Below are 17697 nucleotides of genomic sequence, written 5' to 3'. Positions count from 1 at the left end.
ACCGGACAGGAGATAGCCGTCATGGCCTTGCTACAACTGGAGCGCATCAGCGCACAGTACCCCGGCGCCGCCGAACCGGTGCTGGCGGATATTTCCCTGACCCTGGGGCCACAGCAACTGCTGGTCGCCCTGGGACCCTCCGGCAGCGGCAAGACCTCGCTGCTGAACCTGATTGCCGGCTTCGTCGACCCCAGCGCCGGGCGCATCAGCCTCGACGGCGTGCCGGTCAAGGGCCCCAGCGCCGAACGTGGCGTGGTGTTCCAGGACGACGCTCTGCTGCCCTGGCAGGACGTGCTGGGCAACGTCGCCTTCGGCCTGGAACTGGCCGGCGTCGCCCGGGACCTGCGTGAAGCCCGGGCCCGGGAGATGCTTGCCCTGGTGGACCTGGCCGGCTTCGACAAGCGCCGCATCTGGCAACTCTCCGGTGGACAGAAACAGCGCGTGGGCCTGGCCCGCGCCCTGGCTGCCGACCCGCGCGTGCTGCTGATGGATGAACCCTTCGGCGCCCTGGATGCCTTTACCCGCGAGCAGATGCAGGAGCTGTTGCTGCAAGTCTGGCGGCGCACCGCCAAACCGGTATTCCTGATCACCCACGACATCGAGGAAGCAGTGTTCCTGGCCACCGACCTGATCCTCCTGGCGCCCAACCCGGGGCAGATCGTCGAGCGCCTGAACCTGGACTTCGGCCAGCGCTACGCCGCCGGCGAATCGGCGCGGGCGATCAAGTCCGACCCGTTGTTCATCGAAACCCGCGAACACGTGCTGTCCCGGGTGTTCTCCCAACGCAGCGCCACCCAGCAGCAGGAGCGCCCATGAGCAGCTACGAGATTCCCGCCACCACCACCCGCGATGCCAAGCCGAAAGCGCCCCTGCCAGTGCGTCGTAGCCTGAGCACCCGCTGGATCAGCGTGCTGACCCTGATCACCCTGCTGGCCCTGTGGTGGGCGGTCACCGCCAGTGGCCTGATCGAACCGCTGTTCCTGCCACCGCCTGCCGCCGTGCTGCAAAAAGGCTGGTTGCTGGCCACCAGCGGCTACATGGATTCCACCCTCTGGCAGCACCTGGCGGCGAGCCTGGAGCGCATCGGCCTGGCCCTAGGCTGTGCCGTGCTGACGGCGATTCCGGTGGGCATCGCCATTGGCGCCAACCGCATCGCCCGTGGCGTGCTCGACCCGTTGATCGAGTTCTACCGGCCGATTCCGCCCCTGGCCTACCTGCCGCTGATCGTCATCTGGTGCGGCATTGGCGAGCTGTCCAAGGTGCTGCTGATCTACCTGGCGATCTTCGCCCCGATCGCCATTGCCACCGCCACCGGCGTGCGCACCGTCGACCCGGCCAAGCTGCGCGCCGCGCAGTCTTTGGGCGCCACCCGGGCCCAGCTGATTCGCCACGTGATCCTGCCCAGCGCCCTGCCGGACATTCTCACCGGCGTGCGCATCGGTCTGGGCGTGGGCTGGTCGACCCTGGTGGCGGCGGAGCTGATTGCCGCCACCAGCGGCCTGGGCTTCATGGTGCAATCCGCGGCGCAGTTCCTGGTCACCGATGTGGTGCTACTGGGGATACTGGTGATTGCCCTGATCGCCTTCGCCATGGAGATGGGCCTGCGCGCCCTGCAACGCAAGCTGGTGCCCTGGCACGGCCAATCCCACTGACCTGCCTGCCCCGCACGCGGTTCACCTGTAGCCGCTGCCGAGCCCTCGCGAGGCTGCGACCGAGCGCGTAGCGCTCGCAGCAATCGATGAGGAAGACCTCGTTGCATGGGTTTGCATCTACTGCGCCGCCGTTCGCAGCCTCGCCAAGGCTCGACAGCGGCTACAGGGTCACGACACCGCCAGCGCAACCGTTTTTTTAGTTTGATGCCGATAAACCGAATCCGACCACGCCGAGCGTTCGGCGCCGTACAAGAGAACCACCATGAGCCTGACCATCACCCCTTTAAGCTCCGCCCTCGGCGCCCAGATCAGCGGCATCGACATCAGCCAGCCGCTCAGCGTCGAACAGCGCGACGCCATTGAGCAGGCGCTGCTCAAGCATCAGGTACTGTTCTTCCGCGACCAGCCGATCACCCCACAGCAACAGGCGCGCTTCGCCGCCCACTTCGGTGACCTGCACATTCACCCGATCTACCCCAATGTGCCGGAACAGCCGGAAATACTGATCCTCGACACCGCTGAAACCGACGTGCGCGACAACGCCATCTGGCACACCGACGTGACCTTCCTGCCAACCCCGGCCCTGGGCGCGGTGCTCAGCGCCAAGCTGCTGCCGCCGTTCGGCGGCGACACGTTGTGGGCCAGCGGCATCGCCGCCTACGAGGCGCTGTCCGAGCCCATGAAGAACCTGCTGCAGGGCCTGACCGCCACCCACGAATTCATCAAGTCCTTCCCTCTGGAACGCTTCGGCAACACCCCCGAAGACCTGGCGCGCTGGGAGGAAGCCCGGCGCAAGAACCCGCCGCTGTCGCACCCGGTGATCCGTACCCATCCGGTGAGCGGGCGCCAGTCGCTGTTCGTCAACGACGGCTTCACCACCAAGATCAACGAACTGTCCGAGAGCGAAAGCGCGGCCATCCTCAAGCTGCTGTTTGCCCACGCCACCCGCCCGGAGTTCACCATCCGCTGGCGCTGGCAGGAAAACGACGTGGCGTTCTGGGACAACCGTGTGACCCAGCACTACGCCGTGGACGACTACCGTCCACAGCGCCGGGTGATGCAGCGCGCGACCATTCTTGGGGATGTGCCGTTCTTTCGCTGAAAGGCGGGGAGATGCAGCAGGCCCCGGCCCCGCTGGATGAGCGAAGCCGGGGACCGCGGGCTATTTGACGCTGGAGGGAGCTTTCTTCTTGCGATTGCCGATATGAATCGCCTGGCCATTCACCGACAAGGCGGCTTCATGCAGGGCTTCGGACAGGGTCGGGTGGGAGAACACCATCATTCCCAGGTCTTCGGCGCTGGTGCCGAACTCCATGCCGATCGCGCCTTCCTGGACCAGTTCCGCAGCGCCCGGGCCGATCACATGCACCCCAAGTACCCGGTCGGTGCTGGCATCGGCAATGACCTTGACCAACCCGGCGGTGTCGTTGGCTGCCATGGCGCGGCTGCTGGCGGAGAACGGGAAAGTGCCGATGTTCAGCTCGATGCCCTGGGCCTTGAGGGCCTGCTCGGTCTGGCCAACCCAGGCGATTTCCGGGTGGGTGTAGATCACTGACGGGATCAGCTCGTAATTGAGCGGATGGTGATGCCCGGCAAGGCTCTCGGCCACCATCACCCCCTCCTCCGACGCCTTGTGCGCCAGCATCGGGCCGCGCACCACGTCGCCAATGGCGAACACCCCAGGCACGCTGGTCAGGCACTGGCCATCGACATGAATAAAGCCACGCTCGTCCAACTGCACCCCGCTGTCGGCGGCCAGCAGATCGGTGGTCAGGGGCCGGCGCCCCACGGCGACGATCAGGCGGTCGAAGGTCTGCTGCTTGTCCTCGCCGCCCTCGCTGAGGCTGACCTTGACGCTGTCGCCTCGCACTTCGGACGCCGTCACCCGGGCCCCCAGGCGGATATCCAGGCCTTGCTTGCCAAAGATCTTCTGCGCCTCCTTGGCGATCTGCACGTCCACTGCCGGCAGGAAGCTGTCGAGGGCTTCGAGCACCGTCACTTCGGCGCCCAGGCGGGCCCAGACCGAGCCCAGTTCCAGGCCGATGACGCCAGCGCCGATCACCCCGAGGCGTTTGGGCACGCGGGTGAATTCCAGGGCTCCGGTGGAGTCGACGATCACCTTGTCCGTCAGCGGCGCTGCGGCGATATCGATGGGCCGTGAGCCGGGGGCGAGGATGATGCTGGGGGCGCTGATGCGCTGGGTGCTGCCGTCGGCCGCGGTGACTTCCACTTCCTTGTTGGCCAGCAACTTGCCGTGACCTTCCAGCAGGGCCACGCCATTGGCCTTGAACAGCGAGGCGATGCCGCCGTTGAAATTGCGCACCACGTTGTCCTTGCGCGCCAGCATGGCCGGCACATCCATCTGCGGATTGCGGATGCCAATGCCGTGCACTTCAAAACCGTTGCGCGCCTCGTAATAGTGATGAGAGCTGTCCAGCAATGCCTTGGAAGGAATACAGCCCACATTGAGGCAGGTGCCACCCAGGGCGGTCTTGCCGTCCTTGCCCTTGTAGCGCTCGATACAGACCGTCTTCAGTCCCAGCTGCGCCGCCCGGATCGCCGCGACATAGCCACCAGGACCCGCGCCGATCACGATCACATCGTATTGTTCACTCATAGATTGCCGTCCTTTGCACAGACAAACTCGACCACAGCCCCCATGGTCGCCCTGTCCTTGAGAATTTTCAGGTGGCCAAGCCCGCGGGTTTGCAGGACTTGCCGGTGACGCAAGCCTTCAGCGAAGGATTGCAGGTCATCTGCCGGGACTTCCTGATCCTGCTGGTCATGCACCAGCAGCACCGGGATATCCACCTGGTGGCCATAACGACTGACCGCCAGGCTGCGCATGTCCTTCTGATAGCGTTGCTCAACCAGAAGTTGCATGCGTTGTCTGACGTCATCGTTGATCCACAGAAAAGCCGCAAAACGCCGAACGACGTTTTCGATGTCGGCCGGCGCAGCCACCAGCACCGCCCGCTCGAAGCCCTTGCCGACCGGGGTGCTCAAGGCATACCCGGCGGCGGCCCCGCCCAGGGAGTGCCCGATCACCGTGTCGAACGGCCCCAGCTGTTGCTGCACCTGATCCAGCATGCTGACGAAGGTCGGCAGCGACGCTTGCCGACCGCCGCTGCCGCCATGGCCGATGCAGTCGAAGGACAGCACTTCACAGCCCTCCTCCAGCAACAGTGGAATCAGGTACTGCCACTGGGTACTGGCGCCACTCCAGCCATGCACCAGCACCACCCGGCGCCGGACCTGCTGCGGGGTCCAGCAAAAACAACGCAGCCGCCCTTCCTCGGTTTCCAGGTCCTGCACCGTGGCGCTGGGCAGCGTCAGCGGAAAATGCTGGCGCAGCCGTTGTGGCGTGGTGAACAGCTTCAGCGCGCGCGTCGCAGCACGCCGAGGAAGCAGCCGCGACTCCATCCAGAAGCTGCAACGCAGCAGCCCCAGAACCCCGTTGTAAATGCCCTTGAAGAGCATTTTCTTGAAGCTGCTACGCCGGCCCTTGGCGGGTGCCGACGCTTGCTCTTGGGTCGCCATCTTGCTTCCTCATCGACTACAGGGTTCAGCGCTGGATTACAGCTTCACCATGTTGAAATCCAACTTGCTCACGCCGCATTCCGGACAGGTCCAGTCTTCGGCAATGTCATCCCAGGCAGTGCCCGGAGGCACCCCCGAATCGGGATCGCCCAGCCGTTGATCGTAGATCCAGCCGCAGATCAGGCACATCCACAGGCCGGACTCGGTCACGGCGCTTTCAGCATAGGTCGTCATGGGTGGTTAACCATCGTCAAAAGGTTGTGCGTTGTGCTCATGCGCTGGCCTGAGCCACTTCGGCCACCTTGATGTTCTGTACAAGGAACTGGGCCACCTGCTCCAGCACCGCGGCATCGGAGAGAATGCGCACATGGCCGAGCCCGGACACTGGCTCCAGCTTCGCCCAAGGCATCAGCGTGGTGATCTGCTGCGCTTCGCAGAACGGCACGATCGGGTCGTTGAGGTCGTGCAGCACCAGGGTCGGCAACTGCAGGCCGTTGCCCAGGGCCGGGATGTCCCAGTGCTGGACCGGCACGCCGTTGCGCTTCCACAGCTCACGGTGCATGGCCTGGACCACCGCCGGCTTGAGCTTGAGGTAACCGTTGGCCCAGCGCTGGATCACCACCGGCAGGTTGGCCGGCGAGCCCAGCAGGCACAGGGCCTTGATCCGATGGGTCTCGGCCAGTTCCGCCAGGGCCCCGGTGGCGGCGATACCGCCCAGGGAGTGGGCGACGATTCCCACCACGTCACCCAGGGCGACGATGGCTGCTTTCACCGCGTCCTTGAACTCGGTCATGGTGCTCAGGGAGCCCGGCGAGATGCCGTGGGCCGGTGCATCGAAGGTCGCGACCTTGAAGCCTTGGCGCTGCAGGACGCGAGTGAAGGAGTACAGGCTGCGACTGTCTGCGCCCCAGCCATGGACCAGGAGGATGGTCTGGTCGCCCGTGCCCCATTGATAGCCGTGGGGAACGCCGGCGATGCCCTTGATATGGAAACGCTGGGCGCCCAGGGGGCTCATTTCCTTGTCAGGTTGCTTGATGTACTCCCGGGTGTAGCCGAACAGATCCGTGGCCTTGGCACCGGCGCTGTCCACCGAGAGCGACCCCAGAATGCCCATGTAGCTGCGCAGCAGCTGCTGCTTCAGGGTCAGAGGACTGTTGGCCGCCTTGGCGCCCGGCGTGCTCTGTCCCTCGGCGGCCTGGGCCGGCCGGTCAAAGGACTCATAGAAGCCATTGACCGGGTCGTACAGGTGACAATTGCGCGCCACGTGCCAGACATCCTGCACGGTCATGGGTTTTTCCCTGACCATCCCTGGGAAGGCACTCTTCAACGCTGCCTGGGCTTCGGGCAGGTTGTAGTGGGGAATGATCGGCGCCACGTGGTGCGCGGTGTGCACCGAAATGTAGTGGGTCAGGAACAGCAGCCACTTGGGGTACATGTAGTCAGTGGTCAGCAGCAGTCGGCTGCTGTTGAAGCTCCAGTGCTCCTTGGTCAGGAACGGAGTCTCATCGCTGATGTGGTGCATCATGGTGGTCAGGCTGAACCAGGCATGGGTCGCCAGCCACGGGGCAACGAAGTACAGGAACAGCCCGGTGAAGCCGGTGAAGTACACCAGGGTCGGCAGGTAGATCAGCGCAGCCACCACCATGAACAGGATCGAACGACGCACTTCGTTGCGCGCTTCGAGCTTGTGGAACATGGACGGACGGAAGCCCGAGTGGCGCTGGTAGTTGACCGTGCCCAGCCAGAACAGCCAGGTGCGGGTGCTGCTGTAGACCAGCTTGTCCCACCAGGGCATGGCGTCGTATTGCACGCGCAGTACCGGGCGCCAGTCGACGTCCATTTCCAGGTTGTTGGTGTTGGCGTGGTGCATGTTGTGCATGTGGCGCCAGCCGTGGAACGGGTAGAGCAACGGCAGCAAGGCGATATGCCCGAGAATGTGGTTGAAGCTGCGATTGCGCGAGAACGAGTTGTGCCCGCAATCGTGTGCCACACAGAACAGGCCCCAGCCACCCAGGCCGGCCACCAGCCATAGCGGCAGGTAGAACATCCAGTGCACGTGGGCGACCGCCACTATCGCACCGATGTAGAGCATGTAGCTGACGACGAAGCTGAGCATTCCGCGCCAGACCCGTGGCTGATACAGGTGCTTGGGGATTGCGTCCGTCAGACGCAGGCCTTCGATCTCCTGTGAGCGTCGGAGCAGGTCATTGAATTTATCGTTTTTTTGCGAAGGCATCTGTGCAATGGCCATGGCCAAACTCCTGCGAAGTCAAACTTCGGATGTGGTCAGTTCATTGGCCAGGTATTTGGACAAGTCATCGATGCTGGAGTATTCGAACAGCAAGGCCGGGGACAGGCGCTGTTCCATGAACTTCTCCAGGTCGCCCGCCACTTTCACCGCCACCAGCGAGTCAAGGCCGTAGGACTCGAAGCTGCGGGCGGTATCGACCTGGGACGGGTCGATCTTCAGCAGCGTGCCCATCTTCTGCACCAGCCAATGCTTGATGCTCTCTTCGTTGAGTTCGACCGCCGCCTGTTTTTTCTCCGAGAAGCTCAGAGTGCTCAGCAAATTGGAAATGAAGTTGGACATAGGATCTTCCTTGATGAGTAGGGTGGTTTACAGATCAGACGATCCCGTTGTTCAGGATGCGGCCTGACGCTTACGGACTTTGTCGATCATTGCCTGGGACGGTGAACGCAGGTCTGAGACCAGTCTCAGCTTGCCCATTAACGCCAGTGTCCAGCCCGACAAGTCGGGCTCCCACCAATGCACGCCATGCCGGTACCAGGCAGGGAATGCGTGGTGATTGTTTTGCAGCCCCTCGCCAAAGGTGAGGAACGCGACAATCCAGTTGTTGGTGCTCTGGTCGTGGGTCACGAACGGCCGGGCGCCATAGCGGTGGCAGATGGAGCCCACGCACCAGGCCGCCTGGTTGGCCACGAAGATCCGTGCCAGGCCGCCGAAGATCAGGCCGCTCCAGGCACCGGACCAGCTCTGGGTGACCAGGCCGCCGATGATCCCCGGCAACACCACGCCCAGGGCGACCCAGAACAGGTAGGTCTGGTTGTAGAAGAACAGCCGACGGTCACGCAGGATGTCGGGGGCAAAGAAGTTCCAGCTCGACATGTCCGGCGCCAGCATCCACGGCATGTGCGCATGCCACAGGCCCTTGGCGCGCTCCAGGCGGCTCTGGCCCATGAGGTTGGGCGAATGCGGATCACCGTGCTGGTCGCTGTAGGTGTGATGCCGGCGATGGGTGGTGACCCAGAACAGGATCGGCCCCTGGGCCGCCATGGAGCCGGCGATCAGCATCAGGCTGCTCATCAGACGCGAGGTCTTGAACGCGCGATGGGCCAGGTAGCGGTGATAGCCCATGGAGACGCCGAACATCTGGATCGCGTAGAACACCCCGAAGAGGATGAAGTCCAGGGCGTGCACCTGACCGGTGACCCACAAACGGATCGCCTCGAAGGCACCGAACAGGGGCACCAGCATCACCGCCAGCGCAATGCGTGCCTTGGTTCTGGCGGCTGCCGGACTCAGCTGCGCGACCCCGCTGATCTCTGGAGTCGCAGTGGTTGTGAGGATCTCGTCCATGAATAGCTTCCTGTGAGGTAAAGACCGGCAATCAGCTTTCTGTAGGTTCTGCAGCAACCGGCGCACCAGGACGCTTCACGTCCCAAGCCAGGCCGCACAAGGCCAGCAACTCGATGAACCAGCCACCGATATCCAGCTGCCAGGGCTTGAGCCCGGCGTGGGCCAGCGCCGGAAAGGCGTGGTGGTTGTTGTGCCAGCCGCCACCGACCGTTGGAATCGCCAGCCAGAACACGTTGCGGCTGGTGTCCCGGGTCGGGTGGTCACGGCCACCGACCCGATGGGCGAAGGAGTTGATGCACCAGGTGGCGTGGTCCACCAGGAAGATCCGCACAAAGCCACCCCACAGCAGGCCACTCAGGGCGCCTTCCCAGCTTCGGGTAATCAACCCGCACACCAGGGTCGGAAGCAGCAGGCCGAGGATGATCCACAGGTAGTAGCGCTGGTTGATCTGCATGATCAGCCGGTCGCGAATCAGGTCGGGAACGAACTGGCTCCAATTCTGCTTTCTCAGGCTGAACAGCCAGCCCAGGTGGGCGTGCCACCAGCCTTGGATATTGCCGACAAAGCCTTCCTTGAGCGGACGCGGCGAGTGCGGGTCGCCTTCCTTGTCGGTGAAGGCGTGATGCTGGCGGTGGGTGGCCGCCCAGAACAGGATCGGGCCCTGGGCTGCCATCGAACCGGCGATACCGAAAAACGCAGTGATCACCGGGCCGGCCTTGAACGCATGGTGGGAAAAGAAGCGGTGCATCCCCACTTCCACCCCCAGGGCGGTCAGCAGGTACATGCTGGCCAGTGCACCAAACTCCAGCCAGCCAATGCCCTGCTGCCAGGCCAGGACCAGTGCGACCAGGGTGCCCACCGCCGGCACACCGACGGTCAGCCAGGCCAGTTGACGCTCGCGATGACCGGTACGGTCGATATGAGGATTCATGGCCGTCATGACAGAGCATCCGTAGGGGTTTTAAGAGGTTGTACCGAGGCCGCTGCGGCCGAACGTCCGGCGCCGTAGCGCGCCAGGCTGTCGTTGAGCAGGGCCTGCCGGGTGGCCTGGCGCTGGACCTTGCCGCTGGTGGTCAGCGGGATGCCGCCCATGGGCGCCAGATGAATACGCGCCGGGGACACGCCAAACTGGCTGACCAGGGTGCTGGTGATCAGCTGGCGCAGTTGTTCCTGCTGGGCTTCGTCGAGTTTTTCGCTGCGCTTGATCTCGACCACGATCGCCAACTGCTCCTGCTGGCCGTTATCCACGCCCACCGCCACGCAACCATTGCTGCGGATGCGCGGGTCCGCACTCTCGACCGCCAGTTCCAGGTCCTGGGGATACAGGTTGCGACCGGCAATGATGATCAGATCCTTGAGGCGGCCGGTGACGAACAGCTCATCCCGATACAAGGCCCCCAGGTCGCCGGTGCGCATGAAATGTCCGTCGACGCCCGGCAACTGGGCGCGAAACACTTGCTCGCTCAGCGCCTCCTTGCCCCAGTAACCGGCACCCACGTTGTCGCCCTGGACCCAGATCTCGCCGATCTGGCCGTCGGCGACCGGCAGCAGGCTGACGGGATCGACAATCGCCAGGCGCAAGCCCGGGGCCACCCGCCCGCTGCTGACCAATGGCAAGGCGAACCCATCTTCGGCGTCGACAATGGCCAAGGTTCCAATGGCGAGCTGGTCCCGATCCACCTGGGTGTTGAATGCCGGTTGGTCATGGGGTTTGCCCGAGACCAGCACCGTCGCCTCGGCCAGTCCATAGCAGGGGCCCAGGGCCACAGGGTTGAAGCCGGCGGCGGCGAAGCGCTCGGAGAAGCGTGCCAGGGTGCTTTGCCGGACCGGTTCGGCCCCACAGTAGATGGCCTTGAGCTTGCTCAGGTCGAGGGTTGCCAGCTCGTCATCGGTGATGTTTTCAACACACAGATCAAAGGCGAAGTTCGGCGCGATGGTGACGTCGGCGCCATACCTGGACACCGCATCCAGCCAGCGCAATGGCCGCTGGACAAAATGCCCGGGGCTGATGAGCACGGTCGGAAAGGCGTCGTAGATCGGCTGCAATATGCCGCCCATCAGGCCCATGTCGTGATAGGGCGGCAGCCAGCTGCAACCGACGCGGTCCTTGACCTTGCCCATCCACTGGCTGGCGCTGCGGCAATTGCTGTAGAGGTTGGCGTGGGTCAGCATCACGCCCTTGGGCGCGGAGGTAGAACCTGAGGTGTATTGCAGCAGGGCCAATTGACCAGGGGTCACAGCCTGCGCCTGCCAAGGTGCATTCTCCGTGGCCAGCTCTTGCGGATCGACCCATTGCGGCGCGGGTACATCATCCTGCAACAAGGCGTTGACCCGTTCCTGGGAGCGCATGAAACGCGAGCTGGTCAGCACGATTTGCGGATGGGCGTCGGCGCAGATCAACGCCAGGCGCTCCAGGCCTCGGGTCCCCACCGGCGGGAAAGCGGGAATCGCCACCGCACCGGCCAGGAACAGTCCGAACAGGGAAACGATGTAGTCGATACCGGTCTCGAACAGCATCAGCACCCGTTTTCCCCGGGGCTCGAAAATCTGCAGCGCCGCGGCCAATCGTTGACTACGCTGCCACAGTTCGGCGTAGCTGATGGCCGCCTCCTCTTGCTCGCCATCGAGCAAGTGGATAAAGGCGGTTGCATCAGGTTGAAGCCAGGCGCGATAAGCCAGTACTTCCGTAACCGAACTTAAACATTCGATTCCCAGGGTGCCGGCCAGCGACAAATCATCAACTGCTAAATGCGCTGAGAAGGTCTGATTAACATCATTTAGATAATCACGAGGCACGGCGTAGTTCATTCAAAATCCTTTTTAAATGGAGAGCCATATATTGACCTAATGGTCGTTTATTATTTTCAGCACTAAGGAACCGAACAAACACCCCTAACAAGGGGAGCTCTTACTAGGCAGTAGACAAGATGTCATTTTATTGACAGGGCGAAGCATTCACTTAATGAATGCCTATTTTCTTATATGTCCCACTGGGAATAGCGTGGGCAGAGAAAGTTAGATTTGGACGCGTTGAGAAGTCTGCCACCAGCTTGTATATTTTGCTAATGCACAAATGGACACTTACAGGGAGAAAATGGACATGGATGTGCTCACGTTGATCGCGCTGGAAGGAGCCATGGGGTCAAGTGTGGCGATCACCTTGGATGTGCTGCGTACTGCCAACCAGATCGCCGAAGTCATGGGACGCCCCACCATTACCTGGAAAATCATCGGCAGCAGTGAATCCGTACGAATGCGCAATGGCATGCGCCTGGATGCACTGCCACTGGACAGCGCCCAGACCATTGAGGGCAGCATGCTGGTCATCCCGGGGCTGGGGCTGGAAAACACCCAGGAGCTGGATTTCTTTGGCTGTCGCCGGGAAAAGAGGCAGCCGGGCCTCAGTCAGTCCACCGAGCTCATTGCCCGGCTCGGGCACAACGACATCCGCAAGCTGAGCAAGCTGGTGCAAGAACACCACCTGCGCGGACGACAGACTGCGGCGTCCTGCTCGGCGGTTTTCGTCCTGGGGGAGGCAGGGATTCTCGAGGGCCGCACCGTCACCACCCACTGGCAACTGTACGAGACCTTCAAGCAGCGTTATCCCGAGGCGATACTCGACACAAAGCGCATGCTTATTCATGACGGAAATATGATTACTGCTGGCGCAGGCATGTCGCAAATGGATCTGATGCTTTATGTACTGCGCAATAAGATGGGTAATCAAATTGCCGAGCTGACCATGCGCTATCTGCTGATAGATGGTCGGCCTGCGCAATATCACTACATGGCCCTATCCAACTTAAAAACAGAAAATCGCGAAGTGCTGATGCTGGAAAAGTTTATCGAGGACTGCCTGCCCAACGTTCCTCCATTGAGCACCATTGCCGAGCACTTGCGCATCACCGAGAAGACCTTATCGCGCAGAATCCGTAGCGCCACGGGTAAGCCGCCCATGGCCTTCATTCAGAAAGTTCGCCTGCAACATGTTCAAAGCTTATTGGAAACTACCAACATGAGCATTGAAGAAGTTGCCTTCAAAGTAGGCTATTCCGACGCGACGGCACTACGTCGATTGATGTGGAAAAACATGGGCTGCACGCCGAGCCAGTTGCGCAAGGCCAGGTCCGGCCCACCGATCATCTGATCAGCGCGCGCTGGAGCCATCACTTGTCATCCTCGGCCGTGCCTGGCGCAGCCGGGGGAACCTTGCACAGCGGCACCAGCAGCAGCGCCACCACGAACATCATCGCCATCAGGCGGAATACATCGCCAAACGCCAGGGTCAAGGCTTCACGCCCCACCAATCTGCCGAGAATGCCCTGGGCCATGAGGAATGCGTGGCTGGAGTCAGGCGTATCGGCGGCGATCTTCAGGGCCAACTGCCCCATCAGTTCCTGGGCCGCAACAGCCTTGGCACCCAAAGATTCCGACAGACGCAGCCCCTGGGTTCGGGCGTCGTCCTGCAGCCAGGTGTTGACCGTTGCAATGCCAATGGCGCCCCCCAGGTTGCGCATCAGGTTGAACAGGCCGGAGGCCTGACGCAATTCCACGCCCTGGAATGAACTCAAGGCCATGTTCACACTGGGAACGATGCAGAGCATCAGGAACAGGCCGCGGGCAACTTGAGGAACCAGCAGCTCATCGAATCCCCAGTTGGACGTGACCCGGGAGGTCAGCCACAAGCTCAGCGCCAGGCCCAGAAAGCCCACCGAAATGATCAAGCGTCGATCAACCTTCTCCGAAGCCCGGGCGGCAATGATCGTACTCACCAGTTGCCCGATTCCCACGACGAAAACGGTGGTGCCGATTTCCAGGCTGTCGAAACCCCGCACTCGTCCGAGAAACACCGGGACCAGATAAGTCGAGGAATACAGGCCAAAGCCAATCACCAGGTTCAGCAGGCAGGCGATGGAAAAGGTCCGATCGCGAAAGGGCACCAACGACACAATCGGGTTATTCGAATACAGCGAACGCTCGATAAACAAACCAAAGGAGACAATGGAAACCCAGGCGGCAATGACAATCCCGCTATCGCTGAACCAGTCCTTGCGCGGCCCCTCTTCCAGCACGTACTCGAAGCAGCCCAGTGCCAGGGCCATGGCCACGAAGTGCAGCCAGTCGATCCGCCGCAACATCGACAGATCGGGGCGATCCACATCGATCAGCAGCGCCGCACCAATGCAGATCAACAGCCCCGGCAGCACGTTGATAAAGAAGATCCAGCGCCAGTCCAGGTAGAAGGTCACCAGCCCGCCCACCGTGGGGCCTAGCGTCGGCGCCAGCACCGCTGTCATGCCGAGGATGGCCGGGACCATCGCCCGCTGCTTGCCCTCGAATAGCACGAAACCCACGGCAAACACCGTAGGCACCATGGCCCCGCCGGCGAAGCCTTGCAGGGCCCGCAATACAATCATCGACTCAATGTTCCAGGCCATCCCGCAGCCAATGCTGAACAAGGTAAAAAATGCCGCACTGACAGAGAACAGCCAGCGGGTGGAAATCGCCTGGGCGAGGAATGCCGAGAAGGGAATCATGATCAGTTCGGCGATCAGATAGGCGGTCTGCACCCAGCTCACTTCATCAGGACCGGCACTGAGTCCAGCCTGCACATCGTTCAGGGATGCCGCCACGATCTGGATATCGATCAACGCCATGAACATGCCAAAGGCCATGATGGTGAAGACCAGAAACTTGCGTCGGGTGGACTGTTGACCAGGCTGGGCGCCCGCGTCAGGGAGGTCGGATACGCTTGTCGTCACGGTAGGTACTTCCCTGTAGTATTGCGACCACCATATGAATATTATGATCGTAATTCAAAACAGCATGGAGCTTCAACATGGAGCAGAGCACCCAGACTCAGAACGCCATCCTGCAAGCCACGCAAGAGACGGAAAAGCCGCGCAAGCGCTCCAAACGGCCTCTGATCGCTGGTGCCATTGCCATGACCTTGGTGGCGGTCGGAGTGGCCTGGGTGCTGATGGCGCCTTCAACCGAAGCCACCGACGACGCCTACATCGCCGCCGATGCCACCTCCGTCGCACCACGGGTTCATGGCCTGGTGACCGAAGTCCTGGTCAAGGACCACCAGACTGTGACGGCCGGACAGCCCCTGGTGCGCATCAACAGCGAAGAGTTCGATAGCCGAGTCGCCCTGGCCGAAGGCGATCTCGCCGACAATCAAGCCCAGGTCGCCCTGGCTGAAGCAGCCCTGACGATCCAGGATGCCGAACAGCGCCTGGCCAACGCTCGGGTGCTGGCGGCGCGCACCTCAATCCGCACCAACCAGGCCGAGTCCAAGCGCGCAGGGGCGGAACGTAACCGTTTCGACACCCTGGTCACTACCGGTGCTGTGGCGCGCAACGAAGTCGAGAAGTACAGCACTCAGGCGATCTCGGCAGAACAAGGTCTCGCCTATGCCCAAGCCATGCTGCAAGTGGCGGAAAACGACCTTGCTGTCACTTCAGCCCAACGCGAACGCTTGCAGGCGCAGCTGCAAATGGCCAAGGCCAAGGTGGTGACGGCGAAAGCTCGACTGGAGCTGGCGCAACAGGACCTGCGACACACCACTATCTATGCGCCGATGGATGGCACCGTGGGCAATCGGCAGATTCAAGTGGGGGACTATGTGCAACCGGGCTCACGCCTGCTGACCCTGGTGCCGCTGCATGACCTTTATGTATTGGCCAACTTCAAGGAAACCCAGACTCAGCACATGTACCCAGGCCAATCCACCCGTATCAAGATCGATGCCTTGCCGGGCGTGAGTATCGCCGGCACCGTTGAAAGCCTGGCACCGGGTTCAGGTTCGACCTTCGCCCTGCTGCCCTTTGAACCGGGAACCGGCAACTTCACCAAGATCGTGCAGCGGGTGCCGGTGCGCATCCGCTTCAACGCCGACCAACCGGGCCTCGAGCGTCTGCGGCCGGGTCTGTCGGTGACCGCCAAAGTCGATCTGGGAGACTCTCAGGAACGCGCAGTGGCCAGCACCCAGACCTCGCTGAAAGTCAGCACCAACACACCCGCCCCGGCGCGCTGACAGGGCCGGCAGCAGCTTCACCCTGCGCCCCACTCCAGACGCCCAGACAGCCCCCGACAGATAACTCTGTTGGGGGCTGTTTGCTCAATGCAGATCCTGAAGGACCTACTCTGCCGTCGATGGCCTTTCCCACAGGTTGATCCGCCCCTCTTTGGCGAAATGATCGATTTCCGCCAGCTCCTCCACGGTAAAACTCAAGTTCTGCAACGCCCCGACATTCTCGATGATCTGCTCCGGCCGGCTCGCGCCAATCAGCGCCGACGTCACCCGCGGATCGCGCAGGGTCCACGCCAGGGCCAACTGCGCCAGGCTCTGGCCGCGATTCCTGGCGATCTCGTTGAGGGCCCGCACATGGGCGATATTGGCCTCGGACAAATGAGCAGCCTGCAACGAACCACCGCCCGGACGATTGACTCGCGCATCCTCGGGAATGCCATTGAGGTACTTGTCGGTTAGCAGCCCCTGGGCCAGCGGCGTAAAGGCGATGACCCCGACCCCAAGCTCGTCGGTGGTATCCAGCAAGTCCTTCTCCACCCAGCGGTTGAGCATGTTGTAGGCCGGCTGATGGATCAGCAACGGCACCTTCCACTCCTTGAGCAGCGCGGCGATTTCCCGGGTTTTCACCCCGGAGTAGGAAGAAATGCCGATGTACAGCGCCTTGCCCTGCTGCACCGCGCTGGCCAGGGCGCTGGCGGTTTCCTCCAGCGGGGTATCCGGGTCGAAACGATGGGAATAAAAGATATCCACATAGTCCAGGCCCAGGCGCTGCAGGCTCTGGTCCAGGCTGGCCAGCACATACTTGCGCGAGCCTCCGCCCTGGCCGTAAGGCCCTGGCCACATGTCCCAACCGGCCTTGCTGGAGATGATCAACTCATCGCGATAGGCCTTGAAGTCTTCCCGCAGTAGCCGGCCGAAATTGATCTCGGCACTGCCATAGGGCGGGCCATAGTTATTGGCCAGGTCGAAGTGATTGATGCCCAGGTCGAAAGCCGTGCGCAGCAAGGCGCGTTGGGTATCGATGGGCGTGCTGTCGCCAAAGTTGTGCCAAAGCCCCAGGGACAGCGCCGGCAGCACCAGGCCACTGCGTCCGACACGGCGATAGGGAATGGAGTCGTAGCGATTTTCGGCAGCTAGATAAGTCATCGAATCCTCTTTGGGTTGGGGTCAATCTGGAAGGGTTAACCTCGGCACACACATTGCCGGCCTAACTCACCGGCACACCACCGTGGGTACGGCCCTTCATACTCTGCTCTGAACAATCCGCGCCACTGCAGTTCCGGATTCTCCTGCGCCGCAAAATCCTGCAACCCTGCCGGACGATGCGATACCCACTGCCGGAAGGACTCAAATTTTTCCCGGGCACGACGCTGCGGTCAGCCATGAAAACGAACGCGCCAAGTATAATTTTCATGAATTACATACTAAATTCGTACTACCCGAGACACCCTTTCAGGCCGGCGTAAAGTCCTGGGCGCAGGCCCGGGAGGACCGCACAGTGAACACCACCTCAGCGGTTTGCACCGCCAGATCGCGCCCGTTCTCAAAGACCCGGACGGGACAATCACGGGATAACCCTGGGATGGCCGCGCCACATTCAACGGCCCTTTGATTGGGAAGATTGCCGCGAAACTGTCCAGTAAATGCGGAAACTGCGGGTTATCGTAGTAACTACTCATCCTATCCCGGACACAGGCATCGCCCTGCCATTTGCCCCAAAGCCCGGTCACTGACTGATAGAACTTCCGTGCCCGACGATGAGGTTCGACATGTTGCTCACGACCGAAATTCGCGCTTCGACGGCATTGTCGGAATTCACCCGACCCACCCCTTCCGCCGCCTGAAAGAAGGACCTTTATGCCTCTCTACGT

15 protein-coding genes are annotated in these 17697 nt (G+C 62.0%); 5 read left to right on the top strand and 10 right to left on the bottom strand.

What is annotated here, in order from left to right; genetic code table 11:
* The first annotated feature begins 21 nt into the window (after nt 1-21).
* From tauB to tauD, 3 genes are all read left to right on the top strand, one after another.
* Nucleotides 22-816 carry a taurine ABC transporter ATP-binding subunit gene (gene tauB, locus ACMGF8_RS06350; RefSeq protein WP_102862652.1) on the top strand — a complete coding sequence of 265 codons (795 nt, stop codon included), beginning with the start codon at nt 22-24 and terminating at the stop codon, nt 814-816.
* Entirely contained in the window at nt 813-1652 is an 840-nt protein-coding gene (gene tauC, locus ACMGF8_RS06345; protein WP_416759047.1) for a taurine ABC transporter permease TauC, read from the top strand. The genes tauB and tauC overlap by 4 nt, the downstream gene beginning before the upstream one ends.
* A 262-nt stretch (nt 1653-1914) precedes the next feature.
* Nucleotides 1915-2754: a taurine dioxygenase gene (gene tauD / locus ACMGF8_RS06340; protein ID WP_250329866.1), complete on the top strand. Its 840-nt coding sequence runs from the start codon at nt 1915-1917 to the stop codon at nt 2752-2754.
* A gap of 60 nt (nt 2755-2814) precedes the next feature.
* Here the strand turns inward: tauD and lpdA are convergent, their stop codons facing one another.
* Genes lpdA through ACMGF8_RS06300 form a run of 8 tightly spaced genes read right to left on the bottom strand, consistent with a single transcriptional unit; the run spans nt 2815 to nt 11523 of the window.
* The gene (lpdA, locus tag ACMGF8_RS06335) at nt 2815-4269 is read right to left on the bottom strand and encodes a dihydrolipoyl dehydrogenase (RefSeq protein ID WP_416759045.1); all 1455 of its coding nucleotides are present in this window, start codon (nt 4267-4269) and stop codon (nt 2815-2817) included.
* Nucleotides 4266-5192 (bottom strand): alpha/beta hydrolase, encoded by a 927-nt coding sequence (locus ACMGF8_RS06330; protein ID WP_180988552.1) that lies wholly within the window; start codon nt 5190-5192, stop codon nt 4266-4268. Before ACMGF8_RS06330 ends, lpdA begins: the two co-directional genes overlap by 4 nt.
* Before the next feature lie 36 nt (nt 5193-5228).
* Nucleotides 5229-5426 (bottom strand): rubredoxin, encoded by a 198-nt coding sequence (locus tag ACMGF8_RS06325; protein ID WP_102862648.1) that lies wholly within the window; start codon nt 5424-5426, stop codon nt 5229-5231.
* A 37-nt stretch (nt 5427-5463) separates the two neighbouring features.
* Nucleotides 5464-7443, bottom strand: a complete 1980-nt coding sequence (locus tag ACMGF8_RS06320; protein ID WP_102862647.1) for an alpha/beta fold hydrolase — start codon at nt 7441-7443, stop codon at nt 5464-5466.
* Between the two features lie 18 nt (nt 7444-7461).
* Nucleotides 7462-7782: an acyl carrier protein gene (locus ACMGF8_RS06315; RefSeq protein ID WP_102862646.1), complete on the bottom strand. Its 321-nt coding sequence runs from the start codon at nt 7780-7782 to the stop codon at nt 7462-7464.
* A 51-nt stretch (nt 7783-7833) separates the two neighbouring features.
* Nucleotides 7834-8790, bottom strand: coding sequence for an acyl-CoA desaturase (locus tag ACMGF8_RS06310; RefSeq protein ID WP_102862645.1), 957 nt, complete (start codon nt 8788-8790; stop codon nt 7834-7836).
* 31 nt (nt 8791-8821) lie between these two features.
* A complete protein-coding gene (locus ACMGF8_RS06305; protein ID WP_102862644.1) occupies nt 8822-9730 on the bottom strand; it encodes an acyl-CoA desaturase in 909 nt (302 codons plus the stop codon).
* Nucleotides 9727-11523, bottom strand: a complete 1797-nt coding sequence (locus tag ACMGF8_RS06300) for a fatty acyl-AMP ligase (protein ID WP_416759041.1) — start codon at nt 11521-11523, stop codon at nt 9727-9729. Before ACMGF8_RS06300 ends, ACMGF8_RS06305 begins: the two co-directional genes overlap by 4 nt.
* A gap of 367 nt (nt 11524-11890) precedes the next feature.
* Between ACMGF8_RS06300 and ACMGF8_RS06295 the strand changes: the two genes are divergently transcribed.
* On the top strand, nt 11891-12937 hold the full coding sequence (locus tag ACMGF8_RS06295; RefSeq protein WP_240321944.1) for a GlxA family transcriptional regulator: 1047 nt from the start codon (nt 11891-11893) through the stop codon (nt 12935-12937).
* Between the two features lie 19 nt (nt 12938-12956).
* Here the strand turns inward: ACMGF8_RS06295 and ACMGF8_RS06290 are convergent, their stop codons facing one another.
* Nucleotides 12957-14552 carry a DHA2 family efflux MFS transporter permease subunit gene (locus tag ACMGF8_RS06290; RefSeq protein WP_102882191.1) on the bottom strand — a complete coding sequence of 532 codons (1596 nt, stop codon included), beginning with the start codon at nt 14550-14552 and terminating at the stop codon, nt 12957-12959.
* A 77-nt stretch (nt 14553-14629) separates the two neighbouring features.
* On the opposite strand from ACMGF8_RS06290, the gene ACMGF8_RS06285 reads away from it, so the two are divergent.
* A complete protein-coding gene (locus ACMGF8_RS06285) occupies nt 14630-15829 on the top strand; it encodes an HlyD family secretion protein (protein WP_207166901.1) in 1200 nt (399 codons plus the stop codon).
* Between the two features lie 105 nt (nt 15830-15934).
* On the opposite strand, the gene mgrA is transcribed toward ACMGF8_RS06285, so the two are convergent.
* On the bottom strand, nt 15935-16972 hold the full coding sequence (gene mgrA, locus ACMGF8_RS06280) for an L-glyceraldehyde 3-phosphate reductase (RefSeq protein ID WP_102862639.1): 1038 nt from the start codon (nt 16970-16972) through the stop codon (nt 15935-15937).
* Nucleotides 16973-17697: the final 725 nt, after the last annotated feature.

The sequence above is a fragment of the Pseudomonas sp. BNK-7 genome (genome assembly GCF_048072025.1).
In the GTDB taxonomy this organism is placed as follows: domain Bacteria; phylum Pseudomonadota; class Gammaproteobacteria; order Pseudomonadales; family Pseudomonadaceae; genus Aquipseudomonas; species Aquipseudomonas danubii.
The sequence above is the reverse complement of the archived record's forward strand: the minus strand, read 5'-3'. Positions and strand labels throughout refer to the sequence as shown.

Excerpts from the sequence above, each read along its gene's own strand:
- tauB (WP_102862652.1), top strand. The coding sequence starts at position 22 with ATGGCCTTGCTACAACTGGAGCGCATCAGCGCACAGTACCCCGGCGCC.
- ACMGF8_RS06320 (WP_102862647.1), bottom strand. The coding sequence starts at position 7,443 with ATGGCCATTGCACAGATGCCTTCGCAAAAAAACGATAAATTCAATGAC.
- tauC (WP_416759047.1), top strand. The coding sequence starts at position 813 with ATGAGCAGCTACGAGATTCCCGCCACCACCACCCGCGATGCCAAGCCG.
- ACMGF8_RS06315 (WP_102862646.1), bottom strand. The coding sequence starts at position 7,782 with ATGTCCAACTTCATTTCCAATTTGCTGAGCACTCTGAGCTTCTCGGAG.
- lpdA (WP_416759045.1), bottom strand. The coding sequence starts at position 4,269 with ATGAGTGAACAATACGATGTGATCGTGATCGGCGCGGGTCCTGGTGGC.
- ACMGF8_RS06325 (WP_102862648.1), bottom strand. The coding sequence starts at position 5,426 with ATGACGACCTATGCTGAAAGCGCCGTGACCGAGTCCGGCCTGTGGATG.
- ACMGF8_RS06305 (WP_102862644.1), bottom strand. The coding sequence starts at position 9,730 with ATGACGGCCATGAATCCTCATATCGACCGTACCGGTCATCGCGAGCGT.
- ACMGF8_RS06330 (WP_180988552.1), bottom strand. The coding sequence starts at position 5,192 with ATGGCGACCCAAGAGCAAGCGTCGGCACCCGCCAAGGGCCGGCGTAGC.
- mgrA (WP_102862639.1), bottom strand. The coding sequence starts at position 16,972 with ATGACTTATCTAGCTGCCGAAAATCGCTACGACTCCATTCCCTATCGC.
- ACMGF8_RS06310 (WP_102862645.1), bottom strand. The coding sequence starts at position 8,790 with ATGGACGAGATCCTCACAACCACTGCGACTCCAGAGATCAGCGGGGTC.
- tauD (WP_250329866.1), top strand. The coding sequence starts at position 1,915 with ATGAGCCTGACCATCACCCCTTTAAGCTCCGCCCTCGGCGCCCAGATC.
- ACMGF8_RS06285 (WP_207166901.1), top strand. The coding sequence starts at position 14,630 with ATGGAGCAGAGCACCCAGACTCAGAACGCCATCCTGCAAGCCACGCAA.
- ACMGF8_RS06295 (WP_240321944.1), top strand. The coding sequence starts at position 11,891 with ATGGATGTGCTCACGTTGATCGCGCTGGAAGGAGCCATGGGGTCAAGT.